At 70.8% G+C, this 15,629-nt stretch carries 15 protein-coding genes; 1 reads left to right on the top strand and 14 read right to left on the bottom strand.

Annotated elements, in window-relative coordinates:
- Positions 1-204: 204 nt before the first annotated feature.
- The 14 genes from ACFUO4_RS37480 to pgsA form a co-directional block, all read right to left on the bottom strand.
- The gene (locus ACFUO4_RS37480) at positions 205-744 is read right to left on the bottom strand and encodes an adenine phosphoribosyltransferase (protein ID WP_383493349.1); all 540 of its coding nucleotides are present in this window, start codon (positions 742-744) and stop codon (positions 205-207) included.
- Entirely contained in the window at positions 741-1,826 is a 1,086-nt protein-coding gene (gene secF, locus ACFUO4_RS37475; protein WP_383493346.1) for a protein translocase subunit SecF, read from the bottom strand. The genes ACFUO4_RS37480 and secF overlap by 4 nt, the downstream gene beginning before the upstream one ends.
- Positions 1,827-1,828: 2 nt before the next feature.
- Positions 1,829-3,592 (bottom strand): protein translocase subunit SecD, encoded by a 1,764-nt coding sequence (secD, locus tag ACFUO4_RS37470; RefSeq protein WP_383493434.1) that lies wholly within the window; start codon positions 3,590-3,592, stop codon positions 1,829-1,831.
- A 129-nt stretch (positions 3,593-3,721) separates the two neighbouring features.
- Positions 3,722-4,237, bottom strand: coding sequence for a preprotein translocase subunit YajC (gene yajC / locus ACFUO4_RS37465; protein ID WP_079311308.1), 516 nt, complete (start codon positions 4,235-4,237; stop codon positions 3,722-3,724).
- A 198-nt stretch (positions 4,238-4,435) separates the two neighbouring features.
- Entirely contained in the window at positions 4,436-5,509 is a 1,074-nt protein-coding gene (ruvB, locus tag ACFUO4_RS37460) for a Holliday junction branch migration DNA helicase RuvB (RefSeq protein ID WP_383493343.1), read from the bottom strand.
- Between the two features lie 10 nt (positions 5,510-5,519).
- A complete protein-coding gene (gene ruvA, locus ACFUO4_RS37455) occupies positions 5,520-6,125 on the bottom strand; it encodes a Holliday junction branch migration protein RuvA (protein ID WP_383493340.1) in 606 nt (201 codons plus the stop codon).
- Positions 6,122-6,688: a crossover junction endodeoxyribonuclease RuvC gene (gene ruvC / locus ACFUO4_RS37450; protein ID WP_079311314.1), complete on the bottom strand. Its 567-nt coding sequence runs from the start codon at positions 6,686-6,688 to the stop codon at positions 6,122-6,124. The genes ruvA and ruvC overlap by 4 nt, the downstream gene beginning before the upstream one ends.
- Before the next feature lie 111 nt (positions 6,689-6,799).
- A complete protein-coding gene (locus ACFUO4_RS37445; RefSeq protein ID WP_079311305.1) occupies positions 6,800-7,552 on the bottom strand; it encodes a YebC/PmpR family DNA-binding transcriptional regulator in 753 nt (250 codons plus the stop codon).
- A 48-nt stretch (positions 7,553-7,600) separates the two neighbouring features.
- Positions 7,601-8,206: a pyridoxal 5'-phosphate synthase glutaminase subunit PdxT gene (gene pdxT, locus ACFUO4_RS37440; RefSeq protein WP_383493336.1), complete on the bottom strand. Its 606-nt coding sequence runs from the start codon at positions 8,204-8,206 to the stop codon at positions 7,601-7,603.
- Entirely contained in the window at positions 8,206-9,054 is an 849-nt protein-coding gene (gene pdxS, locus ACFUO4_RS37435; RefSeq protein WP_228048579.1) for a pyridoxal 5'-phosphate synthase lyase subunit PdxS, read from the bottom strand. The genes pdxT and pdxS overlap by 1 nt, the downstream gene beginning before the upstream one ends.
- A gap of 183 nt (positions 9,055-9,237) precedes the next feature.
- Positions 9,238-9,780, bottom strand: a complete 543-nt coding sequence (locus ACFUO4_RS37430; RefSeq protein WP_079311313.1) for a hypothetical protein — start codon at positions 9,778-9,780, stop codon at positions 9,238-9,240.
- Between the two features lie 469 nt (positions 9,781-10,249).
- On the bottom strand, positions 10,250-11,419 hold the full coding sequence (locus ACFUO4_RS37425; protein ID WP_383493333.1) for a glycosyltransferase family 4 protein: 1,170 nt from the start codon (positions 11,417-11,419) through the stop codon (positions 10,250-10,252).
- Positions 11,416-12,324 (bottom strand): phosphatidylinositol mannoside acyltransferase, encoded by a 909-nt coding sequence (locus ACFUO4_RS37420; protein ID WP_383493330.1) that lies wholly within the window; start codon positions 12,322-12,324, stop codon positions 11,416-11,418. Before ACFUO4_RS37420 ends, ACFUO4_RS37425 begins: the two co-directional genes overlap by 4 nt.
- Entirely contained in the window at positions 12,321-13,037 is a 717-nt protein-coding gene (gene pgsA / locus ACFUO4_RS37415; protein ID WP_079311302.1) for a phosphatidylinositol phosphate synthase, read from the bottom strand. Before pgsA ends, ACFUO4_RS37420 begins: the two co-directional genes overlap by 4 nt.
- Before the next feature lie 216 nt (positions 13,038-13,253).
- Here pgsA and ACFUO4_RS37410 point away from each other — a divergent pair, with 216 nt between their 5' ends.
- Complete coding sequence (locus tag ACFUO4_RS37410; protein WP_383493327.1) at positions 13,254-15,449, top strand: elongation factor G-like protein EF-G2; 2,196 nt, start codon at positions 13,254-13,256, stop codon at positions 15,447-15,449.
- Positions 15,450-15,629 lie beyond the last annotated feature (180 nt).

Below are 15,629 nucleotides of genomic sequence, written 5' to 3'. Positions count from 1 at the left end.
GTCAGGCTCCGGAAACCCCATGGTAGCGATCCTGCGGCTCAGGATCGCCTTCAGGCCGATGTGAGGACCGTCTACCGGTGAAACGTGAGGGGTTGCCTTCGGCATTCCGGGACCGGTCCAGGGGCCCCCGCAGAGCGCGAAACGGCCGCCCCGGCTCTGACCAGGACGGCCGTTTCAACAAGCTGTCTCGAGCTGTATACGGTCTCAGACCACCAGCAGCGCTTCCAGCGGAGCGCCGTCCAGCGCCGATTCCAGGCGCGGGCGGCCCGCCAGGAAGCCGAGCTCCATGAGGACCGCGAGGCCGGACACCTGGGCTCCCGCCCTGCGGATCAGCTGGATCGCGGCTTCCGCCGTGCCACCCGTCGCCAGGACGTCGTCGACGATCAGGACGCGGTCGTCGGCGGACAGGTCCTCGGCGTGGACCTCGATCTCCGCCGAGCCGTACTCCAGGTCGTACGTCTGCCCCAGCGTCGCCCCGGGGAGCTTGCCCGCCTTGCGCACCGGGATGAAACCGAGCCCCGCGCGGACGGCGACCGGGGCGCCCAGGATGAAGCCGCGGGCCTCCAGGCCGACGACCTTGGTGGCGCCCGCGCGCTCCGCGATCTCCGCCAGCGCGTCCGTCAGCGCCGTGAACGCCGCCGGGTCCGCCAGGAGCGGGGTGATGTCCTTGAACATCACGCCCGGCTCCGGGTAGTCGGCCACATCACGGATGCGGCTGAGCAGCAGCTCCCTGATGTCGGTCATCGCCGCTTCCCCGAGGGGCGGCGCCGGGTGGCGCGCGGTCCGACGACGGCCGGGGTGGCGTCCTCGGGACCGTCCGCGGCGGTGCCGCGGGCCTCAGCCAGCTCTTCCTCGGCGGCGGCCTGGGCGCGCTTGGCCAGGACCCGCTTCCTGAGGGCCTTCATCTGCGGCTCGCGCTCCTTGAGGTCGGCGACGAGCGGCGTGGCGATGAAGATCGAGGAGTACGCACCGGCCGCGAGGCCGACGAACAGCGACAGCGAGATGTCGTTGAGCGTGCCCGCGCCGAGGAAGCCGCCACCGATGAACAGCAGGCCCGCGACGGGCAGCAGCGCGACCACCGTGGTGTTGATGGAGCGGACCAGTGTGCCGTTGATGGAGCGGTTGGCGATGTCGCTGTAGGTCCAGCGGGTCTGCTTGGTGATGTCCTTCGTCTGCTCCTTGAGGGAGTCGAAGACGACCACCGTGTCGTAGAGCGAGTAACCGAGGATCGTCAGCAGACCGATCACCGTGCCCGGCGTGACCTCGAAGCCGACGAGGGCGTAGATGCCGACGGTGATGGTGATGTCGTGGATCAGGGCGACGAGCGCCGCGATGGCCATGCGCCATTCGAAGGCGATCGCCAGATAGATCACGACGAGGACCATGAAGATCGCCAGACCCTGCCAGGCCTTGTTGGCGATCTGGTCACCCCAGCTGGGGCCGACGAGGTCGGCGCCGATCTTCTCCGGGTCGACCTTGAAGTCCGCGGCGAGCTTGTCCTTGATCTCGTCGGACTGCTGGGTGTCCATGCCGGCGATCTGGATGCGCAGCGTGCCGTTGCCGAGCTTCTGCACGACGGCCGTGTGGCCCGAGGCCTCTTCCGCGTAGGTCTCGGCCTGGGAGACGGAGACGGAGGTCTTCTCGGTGGTGAAGACCGCGCCGCCCTGGAAGTCGATGCCCATGTTCAGGCCGCGGACCGCGAGCCCCACGATCGCCGTGATGGTGATCAGGATCGAGATGCCGTACCAGATCTTGCGGTGACCGATGAAGTCGTAGCTGATCTCGCCACGGTGCAGTCGGGCGCCGAGGTTGCCGAGTTTCGACATGCTCACGCCTCCTTCGTCTCAACGGGGGCGGCGGGGCGGCGGGTGCGGCGCAGCGGCGGCTTGGCACCCAGGCTCTGCGGGTCGAGGCCGGACCACTTGCTGCCGCTCGCGAAGAACTTGCGGCGGGCCAGCAGCGTCATCAGCGGCTTGGTGAAGAAGAACACCACGACGACGTCGAGGACGGTGGTCAGACCCAGCGTGAACGCGAAGCCCTGGACCTTGCCGACGGTGACGATGAAGAGCACCGCGGCGGCGAGGAACGACACGAAGTCGGAGACCAGGATGGTGCGCCGGGCACGCGGCCAGGCCCGCTCGACGGCGGGGCGCAGGGAGCGGCCCTCGCGGATCTCGTCCCGGATGCGTTCGAAGTACACGATGAACGAGTCCGCGGTGATACCGATGGCGACGATCGCACCGCAGACGGCCGGGAGGTTCAGCGCGAAGCCGATGGCCGGGCCGAGCAGCGCCATGATCACGTAGGTGAGGATGCCGGAGACCAGCAGCGACGCCATGGCGACGACGGACAGACCGCGGTAGTAGAACACCAGGTAGAGGACGACCAGCCCGAGGCCGATCGCACCGGCGAGCAGACCGGCGTGCAGCTGGTCCGTGCCGAGTGCGGCGGTCACGGTGGTGACGCTCTGCTCCTGGAAGGAGAGCGGGAGCGCGCCGTACGACAGCATGTTGGCGAGGCTCTGGGCCTCTTCCTGCGTGAAGCTGCCGGAGATCTGGGCCTGGCCGCCGGAGATGGTCTCGTTGACGGTCGGGCTGGAGACGACCTCGCCGTCGAGGACGATGCCGAACTCGTTCAGCGGCTGGGTGTTCTGGGACAGCTTGGCGGTGACGTCGGCGAACTTCTTGGCACCGGACTTGTTGAAGTCCATCGTGACCTGCCAGCCGGCGGCGGTCTGCGTGTTGTAGACCGCCTTGGCCGTGTCGACCTCGGTGCCGGCGACGGCGGCGGGGCCGAGCAGGTACTTGTACCAGACGCCGCCCATCTCGCCGCAGCCCACGGTCGGGTCCTCCGGCTTGGCGCCCTCGCCGGCCTTGGTGCGGGCCGCCTTCTTGGAGCAGTCGAGGGCCGCGTACTGGGCCTGGAGCTTGGCGTCGGCGGTGTTGCCGGCGTCGCTGCTCGACGAGGCCGAGGGGCTCGGGGAGGACGAGGCGCTCGCGGAGGCCGACGGGCTCGCGTCGGCCTTCAGGGCGTCGGTCACGGCACGGCCCTGCGTGGTGGCAGAGGCGGACGGGGAGGAGGAGGTGGCCTTCTCACCCGAGGCGCCCGACTTGCTCGCGGAGGGGCTCGGCGAGGCGCTGGACGAACCGCTGGCGGACGGGCTCGGCGAGGCGCTCGGAGCGGCCGGGCCGGTGGCGTCCTGGGCCAGGACGGGACGGAAGTACAGCTTGGCGGTGGTGCCGACCTGGTCCCGGGCTTCCTTGGAGTTGGTGCCCTTGGGGATGTTGACGATGATGTTCTTGTCGCCCTGGGTCTGCACCTCCGCCTCGGAGACGCCCAGACCATTGACACGGCGGTTCATGATGTCGACCGCGGTGTCCATGTTGGCCTTGTTGATCGCCGAGCCTTGGTCGGCCTTCGCCTCGAGCGTGATGCTCGTACCGCCGGCCAGGTCGATGCCCAGGCGCGGGGTGGTGTGCCCGGAGAGGAACATTCCCCCGGTGAGCGCCACGATGGCGATCAGGATCAGGGCCAGCGAGCGCCCAGGCTTGCTCTGGGCGCTCGCGCTCCGGCCCTTCTTAGGTGCTGCCACCTTCTCGTACTCCCTCTCGGGCCGCTGCGCGCCGGGTCTGCGGGCGGGCGGCCATGACATGGTGTCGATCCCGTGCGAGCTGCGTACTGCCGAGGGCGCGCGGGTGTGGCCCGCGCGCCTCGGGTACGACTACTTCGCGTCGGAGTCGCCGTCGGTCTTCTTCGGCGCGTCGTCCGTCTTCGCCTCGGCGGCCTCGGAGGTCTCGGCCTCATCGGCGGAGGCGGCCTCGTCGGCGGGCTCGTCCTTCTTGCCGAGGTCGACGGGCTTGTCGTCGGAGGCGGCGGCAGCGTCGGCGGCGGACTCGTCGGTCTCGGTGAGGGAGGAGGCGTCGTCGGGGACGACGTCGGTCTTCAGGTCGTGCTCGATGCCGTGCACGATGCGGTTGTACTCGTCGTCGGAGAGGACGGCACCGATCGCGTTCTTCGCGAAGAGAAGTTCGACGCCGGGGCCGGCGTCGACGAGGACGGTGTCCTCGCCCACTTCCTTGACCGTGGCGTACATCCCCCCGATGGTGCGGATGCCGCTGCCGGGCTGCATCTGGTTCCGCATGTCGGCTGCCTGCTGCTGCTTCTTCTTCGCCGACCGGGTCATCAGGAACATGGCCCCGATGAGCACGATGAACGGGAGGAGGGTCACGAGACTCACGGGTCGGTACTTCCTTCACGCGACCGCGATGCTGAGCGGCCTGATGGTTGGGGGTTTGTGCGCCGCCGACAAAGGCGGCATCGGCGGAGTCTAAGCGAGTCCGCGCGCATGGAACAACGCTCAGCATGGCACCCGGGTTCCTGGCCCGGCCAATGCCCCGCCGTCACAAAGCCATCACGCCCGGCGCCGCGTCAGGCGTCACGTCCCGAACAGGTCCTGTTGTCCGTTTCCTGTGGCCGCCGAGCGCGGCGGGGTGAGGCCGAGATGCGCCCACGCGGCGGGGGTGGCGACCCGGCCGCGCGGGGTGCGGGCGAGCAGTCCCTCCCGGACGAGGAAGGGTTCGGCGACCTCCTCCACGGTCTCGCGCTCCTCCCCCACCGCGACGGCGAGCGTGGACAGGCCGACCGGGCCGCCGCCGAACAGCTTCAGCAGGGCTTCGAGGACGCCCCGGTCGAGCCGGTCGAGCCCGCGGGCGTCGACCTCGTAGACCTGGAGGGCGGCCGCGGCGATCTCGCGGGTGATCATGCCGTCGGCCTTGACCTGCGCGTAGTCCCGTACGCGGCGCAGCAGGCGGTTGGCGATGCGGGGCGTGCCGCGGGAGCGGCCGGCGATCTCGGCGGCGCCGCCGGTGTCGATCTCGACGTCGAGGAGGTTCGCCGAGCGGTGGATGACGCGCTGGAGCTCGGCGGGCTCGTAGAACTCCATGTGCGCGGTGAAACCGAAGCGGTCGCGCAGCGGGGGTGGCAGCAGGCCCGCGCGCGTGGTGGCGCCGACCAGGGTGAAGGGGGGCAGTTCGAGCGGGATCGCGGTGGCGCCCGGGCCCTTGCCGACGATGACGTCGACGCGGAAGTCCTCCATCGCCATGTACAGCATCTCCTCGGCGGGCCGGGACATGCGGTGGATCTCGTCGAGGAAGAGGACCTCGCCCTCCTGGAGGGAGGAGAGGATCGCGGCGAGGTCGCCGGCGTGCTGGATGGCGGGCCCGGACGTGATGCGGATCGGGGCGCCCATCTCGGCGGCGATGATCATCGACAGGGTGGTCTTGCCTAGGCCGGGGGCGCCGGAGAGCAGCACATGGTCGGCGGTGGCGCCCCGCGCGCGGGCGGCGCGCAGGACGAGGTCGAGCTGCTCGCGGACCTTCTCCTGGCCGATGAACTCGCCCAGGTCCTTGGGGCGCAGGGCGGCCTCGACGGCCTGGTCCTCACGGTCGGCGACGGAGGCCACCAGCCGTTCGTCGGCGGCGTCGGTGCCGGTCGTGTCGTCCCAGTTCACTGACGTTCTCCTAGCGGGCGCGGTTCAGGGTCTGCAGGGCGGCCTTCAGCAGCTGGCCCACCTGGGGCGTGCCGCCGGCGGCCTCGGCCTGCGGCGCCACGGCGGACACCGCCTCGTCGGCCTCGCGGGTCGCGTAGCCCAGGCCGATGAGGGCCGCGTGCAGCTGGTCGCGCCAGCCCTGGGTGACCGGGGCGCCGATCGCGGGGGACCCGACCGGTTCGCCGAGGCGGTCCTTCAGCTCCAGCAGCAGTTTCTGGGCGCCCTTCTTGCCGATGCCGGGGACGGCGGTGAGGGCCTTCTCGTCGCCGGTGGAGATCGCGCGGCGCAGGGCGTCCGGGGTGTGGACCGCGAGCATCGCCTGGGCGAGGCGGGGGCCGACGCCGCTCGCGGTCTGGAGCATCTCGAAGACCTGGCGTTCGTCGTCGTCCACGAAGCCGTAGAGGGTGAGCGAGTCCTCGCGGACGACGAGGGAGGTGGCGAGCTTGGCGGGCTTGCCGAGGCGGAGCGTGGACAGCGTGTTCGGCGTGCACTGCACGGCCATGCCGACGCCGCCGACCTCGACGACGGCGGTGTCGGGGGCGAGCGCGGCGACCGTGCCGCTGACGAAGGCGATCATGCCGTACGGCCTTTCGAGGTGACCCGTGCCGTGGGGGCGGCCGGTGCTTTCTTGGCGTGCAGGGCCACGGCCTGCTGGAGTCGGTTCTGGGCGGGGGCCCGCCAGATGTGGCAGATGGCGAGGGCGAGGGCGTCGGCGGCGTCGGCCGGTTTCGGGGGCGCGTCGAGCCGCAGCAGGCGGGTCACCATGGCGCCGACCTGGGCCTTGTCGGCGCGGCCGCTGCCGGTGACGGCGGCCTTGACCTCGCTGGGCGTGTGCAGGGCGACGGGGATGCCGCGGCGGGCGGCGCACAGCATGGCGACGGCACTGGCCTGGGCGGTGCCCATGACCGTACGGACGTTGTGCTGGCTGAACACCCGCTCCACGGCGACGAATTCGGGCCGGTGCTCGTCCAGCCACTGCTCGATGCCCTGCTCGATCGCGACGAGGCGGTGGCCCAACTCGGCGTCCGCGGGCGTCCGTACGACACCGACGCCGACCATCGTCAGCGGCCGCCCGGCGACTCCCTCGACGACACCGACACCGCATCGCGTGAGACCGGGGTCCACCCCGAGTACGCGCACCACGCCCCCTCCCGCTCGATCGCCTGTTTGTGCAGGCTATCGGGTGCCACCGACAATGCGACGGGCCGACGGGGTGTGTCCCGTCGGCCCGTTCGAATCCGGAGCGTCGGCTCAGGCGTCAACCTTTTCCATGACCTCGTCGCTCACGTCGAAGTTGGCGAAGACGTTCTGCACGTCGTCGCTGTCCTCCAGCGCGTCGATCAGCTTGAAGATCTTCTTGGCACCCTCCTCGTCCAGCTCGACCTGCATGGTCGGGACGAAGTTGGCCTCGGCGGAGTCGTAGTCGATGCCCGCGTCCTGGAGGGCGGTGCGGACCGCGACCAGGTCGGTGGCCTCGCTGAGCACCTCGAAGGACTCACCGAGGTCGTTGACCTCCTCGGCGCCCGCGTCGAGGACGACCTCGAGGACGTCGTCCTCGGACAGCTCGCCCTTGGGGACGATCACGACGCCCTTGCGGTTGAAGAGGTACGACACCGAGCCCGGGTCGGCCATGGAGCCGCCGTTGCGGGTCATGGCGACACGGACGTCGGAGGCGGCGCGGTTGCGGTTGTCGGTGAGGCACTCGATGAGCACCGCGACGCCGTTCGGGCCGTAGCCCTCGTACATGATCGTCTCGTAGTCGGCGCCGCCGGCCTCGAGACCGCCGCCGCGCTTGATCGCGGAGTCGATGTTCTTGTTCGGGACCGACTGCTTCTTGGCCTTCTGGACGGCGTCGTAGAGCGTCGGGTTGCCCTCGAGGTCGACGCCGCCCATGCGCGCCGCGACCTCGATGTTCTTGATCAGCTTCGCGAAGAGCTTGCCGCGCTTGGCGTCGATCACGGCCTTCTTGTGCTTCGTCGTAGCCCATTTAGAGTGGCCGGACATCTGCCTGTCTCCTTCGCGTAACCCTCTACATAACGAACGCCAGAGATCCTACAAGGACTCCGCCGTGCGGTTCGCGCGCACCATGTCGACGAACAGGGAGTGCACGCGGTGGTCGCCGGTCAGTTCGGGGTGGAACGACGTGGCGAGCGCGGCGCCCTGGCGGACCGCGACGATGTGGCCGTCGTGCTCGGCGAGCACCTCGACCTCGGCGCCCACGGACTCCACCCACGGGGCGCGGATGAAGACGCCCTCCACAGGATGGCCCGGAACGCCCCGCACGTCGACCTCGGCCTCGAAGGACTCGTTCTGACGTCCGAAGGCGTTGCGGCGCACGATCATGTCGATGCCGCCGATCGTCTCCTGGCCCGAGCGCGGGTCGAGGATCTTGTCGGCGAGCATGATCATGCCCGCACAGGTGCCGTAGACGGGCATACCGGCCCGCACGCGCGCGCGGAGGGGCTCCATCACGCCGAACAGGACGGCCAGCTTGGAGATGGTGGTGGACTCACCGCCGGGGACGACCAGGCCGTCCACCTCGGCGAGTTCCTCGGGGCGCCGGACCGGCCTGGCCACGGCGTCCGCCGCGGCCAGGGCGATCAGGTGCTCCCGTACGTCGCCCTGGAGTGCGAGCACTCCGATGACGGGATCGGTCATTACCAGCCTCGGTTCGCGTAACGCTCGGCCTCGGGGAGGGTGTCGCAGTTGATGCCGACCATGGCCTCGCCCAGGTTGCGGGACGCGTCGGCGATGATCTTCGGGTCGTCGTAGAAGGTGGTGGCCTTCACGATGGCGGCGGCGCGCTTGGCCGGGTCGCCGGACTTGAAGATGCCGGAGCCGACGAAGACGCCCTCGGCGCCGAGCTGGCGCATGAGCGCGGCGTCCGCGGGGGTGGCGACACCGCCGGCGGAGAACAGCACCACGGGGAGCTTGCCGAGCTCGGAGACTTCCTTGACGAGCTCGTACGGGGCGCGCAGCTCCTTGGCGGCGGCGTACAGCTCGTTGTTGTCGAAGCCGCGCAGCTTGGCGATCTCGTTCTTGATCTGGCGCAGGTGGCGGACGGCCTCGACGACGTTGCCGGTGCCGGCCTCGCCCTTGGAGCGGATCATGGCCGCGCCCTCGGCGATGCGGCGCAGGGCCTCACCGAGGTTGGTGGCGCCGCAGACGAAGGGGGTCGTGAAGGCCCACTTGTCGGAGTGGTTGACCTCGTCGGCCGGGGTGAGGACCTCGGACTCGTCGATGTAGTCGACGCCGAGGGACTGCAGGACCTGGGCCTCGACGAAGTGGCCGATGCGGGACTTGGCCATCACGGGGATGGAGACCGCGTCGATGATGCCCTCGATCATGTCCGGGTCGGACATCCGGGCCACGCCGCCGTCCTTGCGGATGTCGGCCGGGACCCGCTCCAGGGCCATGACGGCGACGGCGCCCGCGTCCTCGGCGATCTTCGCCTGCTCCGGGGTCACGACGTCCATGATCACGCCGCCCTTGAGCTGCTCGGCCATGCCGCGCTTCACGCGCGCGGTGCCGGTCTCGGGGGTCTGGTTCTCGGTGCTGGACACGGGTTGACCTCACTGATGTGAAAAGAGGATTTCTGCAGCACCGAGGAAACGTGAAGGGACCAGGCCACAGCAAGGGCCAATAGTCAGGCGGTGGATCGTTTTCCGGCCGGCGAGGGGCCGGAACCGCTATCCGGCCCGGTCCACCAGGGCCGCCGGAGGCTCGTCGTCCATCTCGAACGCCATGGGGAACGGGGCGTGACCGGCCAGCCGGAACCAGCGGACCTTGCGGTGCTCGCGCAGCCGACGGGCCCCGCCCACGGCGTCGTTGTGGAAGCGCCGGGCCATCGGAACCCGGCGTACCGCCTCGGTCAGCTCGTGGATCGCGGCCTCTCCCCCGGGTGCCTCCTTCACCGTCTCCACCTGCGCTGTCTCCGCGAACACGGCCCGCAGCGCCTGGCTCAGCTCGCTCTCGGCGACCTCCCGCTGCTCCTCCTCTGCCTGCCGGGCGGCATGGGCGGCCTCGTAGAGGACGATCGACGCGGCGGGGTCCAGAACGCCGGACGTCGCGAGCTCCTGGGCCACCGACGCACGGCGCAGCAACTGCGCGTCGAGCGCGGCGCGGGCGGCGTCGATCCGGGCGTGCAGACGGTCGAGCCGGCCTGCGGTCCAGCTCAAGTAGAGGCCGATCGCGACGAGAGCGACGAGGATCCAGATGAGGGTTGCGGTCACGGGCGGCAACACTACCGACGCCCACCCACAGCCCTACGCACCCCTCGGCTCACACCACCCCGGCCACACCACCGCCGCCCGCGCCTCAAGCTCACGCCGGCCCCGGTCGCGCCTCAAGCTCACGCCGGCCCCGGTCGCGCCCGAAATCCACGCCACCCCCGGCCGCCGCCCCAGGCCCACGTCGACCCCGGCCACGCCCGATGCTCACGCGCGCCCCAGCCACGCCCCCAAGCCCCCACCAATGCACTCGCGCCCCAAGCCCACGCCGGCCACGCCCGATGCTCACGCCCCCCGACCGCGCCCCCAAGCCCACGTCGGCCCCGGCACGCCCGATCCTCACGCACGCCCCGGCCACGCCCGAGATCCGCGCCCCCATCGCGCCCGAGACCCACGTCACCCCCAGCCGCACCCGAAGTCCACGCCGACCCCGGTCCGCCCAGAGGCCCACCCCGCAGCCCCGTCGGCCCCGTCAGTCCCGCGCCAAGCCCAACCGCGCCCGCAGTCCCGAGGCCCTGTCGTCGTCCGTCGCCGCCACCGCCGCCGCGCCCGCCGTGACCGTCTCGTAGACCGACAGGATGTCCGCCCCGACCGTCGACCAGTCGAAGCGCCGTACGTGCGCGCTGCCGCGCTCGCGCAGTTCCGCGAGCCGTTCCGGGTCCGACAGGAGGCGTACGGCCGCTTCCGCGAGGTCGTCCGCGTCCTCGTTGGTGAAGAGCTCGCCCGCCGCGCCCTGGTCGAGGACCTGGGCGAAGGCGTCGAGGTCGGAGGCGAGCACCGGGGCGCCCGCGGACATGGCCTCCACCAGGATGATGCCGAAGCTCTCGCCGCCGGTGTTGGGGGCGATGTACAGGTCGACGCTGCGCAGGAAGCGCGCCTTGTCCTCGTCGCTGATCATGCCGAGGAACTCGACGCGCGAGCGCAGCTCCGCCGGGAGCGACTCCACCGCCTCCTCCTCGTCACCGCGCCCCGCCACCAGCAGCCGGGTCTGCGGCCGCTCGGCGAGGATCTTCGGCAGGGCCCTCATCAGCACCGGCAGGCCCTTGCGGGGCTCGTCGATGCGGCCGATGAAGCCGATGGTGTCGCCCTGCCACTCGGGCTTGGGCTCGGCCTTGGCGAAGAAGTCGACGTCGACGCCGTTGGGGATCACGACCGCGTCGCCGCCAAGGTGCTCCACCAGCGTGCGCCGGGCGTACTCGCTCACCGCGATGCGCGCGCTGATCTTCTCCAGGGCGGCCTGGAGGATCGAGTACGCGGCGATCATCGCCTTGGAGCGCGGGTTGGAGGTGTGGAACGTGGCGACCAGCGGGCCCTGTGCCGCCCAGCAGGTCAGCAGTCCGAGGGACGGCGAGGACGGCTCGTGGATGTGGACGACGTCGAATTCGCCGTCGTGCAGCCAGCGCCGCACCCGTGCCGCCGACAGGAACCCGAAGTTCAGCCGGGCCACCGAGCCGTTGTACGGCACCGGCACCGCACGGCCCGCCGAGACGACGTACGGCGGCAGCGGGGTGTCGTCGTCGGCCGGCGCGAGGACGGAGACGTCATGGCCGAGGCGGATGAAGTACTCGGCCAGATCACGGATGTGGAACTGGACGCCGCCCGGCACGTCCCAGGAGTACGGGCAGACGATGCCGATCCTCACGAGGGCGCCCTACCGGGGTCGAGATCCTTGAGCCACAACCGCTGCAGCATGTGCCAGTCCTCCGGATGGTCGGCGATGCCCGAGGCGAAGGCATCGGCCAGCGCCTGTGCCATGACAGACGTCTTTTCCGCCCGCGTACCTGACTCGGGCACCTCGATCGGGGGATGCACCCTGCCCTGCATCACCGGCGAGTCGTCGTACCAGAGCGTCACGGGGAGCAGCAGCGCCCCCGTCTGCTGGGCGAGCAGCGCGGGCCCGGCGGGGATGCGGGTCGCCTCGCCGAAGAACTGGACCTCGACGCCGGACGACGACAGGTCGCGTTCGGCCACCAGACAGACCAGGCCGCCGTCGCGCAACCGCCGGGCCAGGGTGCCGAAGGCGGTGCCGCCGCTGTGCGGCAGGACCTCCATGCCGAGGCCCTCGCGATAGGCGACGAAACGGTCGTACAGCGTCTCCGGCTTGAGGCGCTCGGCCACGGTCGTGAAGGGCGTCTCCAGCTTGGTGGTGACCCAGGCGCCGGCGAGGTCCCAGTTGGCCATGTGCGGCAGCGCGAGGATCACGCCCCGGTCGGAGGCGATGCCGTCGGTGAGGTAGTGCACGTCCTTGGGGTCGAAGCCCGTCTTGACGCGCTCGGCGCTCCACGCGGGCAGCCGGAAGGACTCCATCCAGTAGCGCAGGTACGAGCGCATGCCCGCGCGGGACAGCTCGGCGAGCCGCTCGGGGCCCGCGTCGGGCACCACGCGCGCGTAGTTGCTCTCCAGCCGCTGGACGCCCTTGCCGCGCTTCTTCCAGGCGAGGTCGGCGATGGTCTGCCCGAGGCGCACGGCGACCGGCTCGGGGAGCTTCTTGACCGCTCCCCAACCGAGGCCGTACAGGGCGTCGGTCAACCGGTCCCGCGCGCTCACTTCGCCGCCTCCTGCGCGGCCGCCGCCTCATCGGCCTCCGCCGCCTCACGGCGGACCGTGACCACGCGCTGGATGAGCGTCACCAGACTGCCGACCGCGACGATCCACAGGGCGACGGGCAGCAGGTACTGGATGCCTGGCACGCCGAACTTGTGCAGACCCGCGAACCCGGCCGCGACCAGGGAGACGACGAGACGCTCGGCACGCTCCACGAGGCCGTTCACCGCGACCGGCAGCCCGATCGCCTCACCGCGGGCCTTGGTGTACGACACCACCTGGCCGCTCGCCAGGCAGAAGATCGAGACGGCGCACAGCGCGATGTCGTCGCCGCCACCGGCGTACCAGAGGGCGAAGCCGCCGAAGATCGCGCCGTCCGCCACCCGGTCGAGCGTGGAGTCCAGGAAGGCTCCCCAGCGGCTGGAGCGGCCGAGCTGGCGGGCCATGTTGCCGTCGACGAGGTCGGAGAACACGAAGAGCGTGATCACGACCGTGCCCCAGAAGAACTCGCCCATGGGGTAGAAGACCAGCGCGCCCGCGACCACCCCTGCGGTACCGAGGAGGGTCACCGTGTCGGGGCTGACGCCCCTGCGGATCAGAAACGCGGCGAACGGTGTGAGGACACGCGTGAAGAATGCACGCGCGTACTTGTTCAGCATGGCCTTCCCGAGGGTCGGTGTCGCCGCGCGGCCCCTGCTGGCCACCGGCTGGCCCATCGTAGCCACGCGCGCGCGTGTGCGACCGCCGGGCACCCGAGCCCCGTGTCACGTCCCCGTGGCGTACGGGTAACGGCGCGATCGCGTCCGCTGTATGGACGCACCGTGACGGGAGTGGAAAGCTCGAAGGACCGCGGGCGTCACCGGAGCCGCCATCGCACGCGGATCCGCATGTCCGCGCCCACAGTGACCTCACCGTGCACGGGAGGCAGGACCATGGGCGACAAGGCGAACGCACACCCCGGAGCCGCCGGAAGGGCAACAGCGGCCGACCACCCCGCGTCCATACGGAATGTGGTGCTGGTCGGCCACTCCGGATCGGGCAAGACGACACTGGTGGAAGCTCTCGCGCTGACCGCGGGGGCGGTGAACCGGGCGGGCCGTGTGGAGGACGGCGGCACCGTCTCCGACTACGACGAGATCGAGCACCGGCAGAATCGTTCGGTGCAGCTCTCCCTGGTGCCGGTCGAATGGGACGGCATCAAGGTCAATCTTCTGGACACCCCCGGATACGCCGACTTCGTCGGGGAACTCAGGGCCGGTCTGCGAGCCGCGGACGCGGCCCTTTTCGTCGTCTCCGCCTCGGACGGCGTGGACGGCTCGACCCGCATGGTGTGGGAGGAGTGCGCGGCCGTCGGCATGCCGCGCGCGATCGTGATCACACACCTGGAGGCCGCCCGCGCCGACTTCGAGGAGATGACCCGCACCTGCGCGGAGGCCTTCGGCGGCGACGACCCCGACGCCGTGCTGCCGCTCTATCTGCCGCTGCGCGGCCCCGAGGGCCCCGACGGGCACGCGCCCGTGACCGGTCTGACCGGACTGCTGTCGCAGAAGCTGTTCGACTACTCCTCCGGCGAGCGCAAGGAGTCCGAACCGGGCGAGGACCAGCTCCCGGAGCTGGAGGAGGCCCGCAACCGGCTGATCGAGGGGATCATCTCCGAGAGCGAGGACGAGACCCTCATGGACCGCTATCTCGGCGGTGAGCAGGTCGACGTCAAGACCCTGATCGAGGATCTCGAACGGGCCGTCGCGCGCGGGGTGTTCCACCCGGTGCTGGCCGCCGCTCCCGCCGCCGACGGCGGCAAACAGGGGCTCGGCACGGTCGAGGTGCTGGAGCTGATCACGCGCGGCTTCCCGACGCCGTTCGAGCACCCCACGCCCGGCGTCACGACCATCGACGGCAAGCCGCGCGAGATCAAGGCCTGCGACACCGAGGGCCCGCTGGTCGCGGAGGTCGTCAAGACGTCCTCCGACCCCTACGTGGGGCGGGTCTCCCTGGTCCGCGTCTTCTCCGGCACCCTGCGCCCCGACGAGACGGTCCACGTCTCCGGGCACGGGCTGGCCGACCGCGGCCACGAGGACCACGACGTCGACGAACGCGTCGGCGCCCTGTCCACGCCCTTCGGCAAGCAGCAGCGCCCGGTGACGCACGCCATCGCCGGCGACCTGGTGTGCGTGGCGAAGCTCAGCCGCGCGGAGACCGGCGACACCCTCTCGGCCAAGGACGACCCGCTGCTGATGGAGCCCTGGCAGATGCCCGACCCGCTGCTGCCGCTCGCCATCCAGGCGCACAGCAAGGCGGACGAGGACAAGCTCTCGCAGGGGCTGTCGCGGCTGGTCGCCGAGGACCCGACCATGCGCCTGGAGCAGAACCAGGACACCCACCAGGTGGTGCTGTGGTGCCTCGGCGAGGCCCACGCCGACGTCGCGCTGGAGCGGCTGCGCAGCCGCTACGGCGTCCAGGTCGACGTCGTACCCCACAAGGTCTCCCTGCGGGAGACGTTCGCCGGCAAGTCGGGCGGGCGCGGGCGGCATGTGAAGCAGTCCGGTGGGCACGGGCAGTACGCGATCTGCGAGATCGAGGTGGAGCCGCTGCCGGGCGGCTCGGGCATCGAGTTCGTGGACAAGGTCGTCGGCGGCGCGGTGCCGCGGCAGTTCATCCCGTCGGTCGAGAAGGGCGTAAGGGCCCAGGCCGCCAAGGGAGTTGCGGCCGGCTACCCGCTCATCGACGTGCGGATCACCCTGCTCGACGGCAAGGCGCACTCGGTCGACTCCTCCGACGCCGCCTTCCAGACGGCGGGCGCGCTGGCGCTGCGGGAGGCCGCGGCCGACGCGAAGATCCATCTGCTGGAACCGGTGGCCGAGGTGAGCATCCTGGTCGGCGACGACTACGTGGGCGCCGTGATGAGCGACCTGTCCGGGCGGCGCGGCCGGGTGCTGGGCACCGAGCAGACCAGCGGCAACCGCACCCTCGTCAAGGCCGAGGTGCCGGAGATCGAGATCGGCCGGTACGCGGTCGACCTGCGTTCCCTGTCGCACGGCACGGCTCGCTTCAACCGCTCCTACGCGCGGCACGAACCGATGCCGCCGCAGATCGCGGAAAGGATCCGTGAAGACGCCCGCGATTCCTAGCAGTTGGTACCGGGCACGCTTCAAGTGACCTTTGCGGGACGCTCCGAGCGACCTGTCCGGAACGCTTCCCTCCGAGTCGGCGGGCGGCTTCGGCCGTCCGCCGACGAATGTCGGTGGCTGCCGATACGCTGATCACCTGATCAACAGGTGTGCGAAGCAAGCAAGTCGGGAAGGCCGCAG

The organism is Streptomyces sp. NPDC057280 (assembly GCF_042668605.1).
Classification (GTDB): domain Bacteria; phylum Actinomycetota; class Actinomycetes; order Streptomycetales; family Streptomycetaceae; genus Streptomyces.
Note: the sequence above shows the minus strand (reverse complement) of the source record. Positions and strands in the feature narration are given on the sequence as shown.

Coding starts and splice junctions, on each gene's coding strand:
- ACFUO4_RS37410 (WP_383493327.1), top strand. CDS start 13,254: ATGGGCGACAAGGCGAACGCACACCCCGGAGCCGCCGGAAGGGCAACA.
- secF (WP_383493346.1), bottom strand. CDS start 1,826: ATGTCGAAACTCGGCAACCTCGGCGCCCGACTGCACCGTGGCGAGATC.
- ruvA (WP_383493340.1), bottom strand. CDS start 6,125: ATGATCGCCTTCGTCAGCGGCACGGTCGCCGCGCTCGCCCCCGACACC.
- pdxS (WP_228048579.1), bottom strand. CDS start 9,054: ATGGCCGAGCAGCTCAAGGGCGGCGTGATCATGGACGTCGTGACCCCG.
- pdxT (WP_383493336.1), bottom strand. CDS start 8,206: ATGACCGATCCCGTCATCGGAGTGCTCGCACTCCAGGGCGACGTACGG.
- ACFUO4_RS37445 (WP_079311305.1), bottom strand. CDS start 7,552: ATGTCCGGCCACTCTAAATGGGCTACGACGAAGCACAAGAAGGCCGTG.
- pgsA (WP_079311302.1), bottom strand. CDS start 13,037: ATGGGCCAGCCGGTGGCCAGCAGGGGCCGCGCGGCGACACCGACCCTC.
- ACFUO4_RS37480 (WP_383493349.1), bottom strand. CDS start 744: ATGACCGACATCAGGGAGCTGCTGCTCAGCCGCATCCGTGATGTGGCC.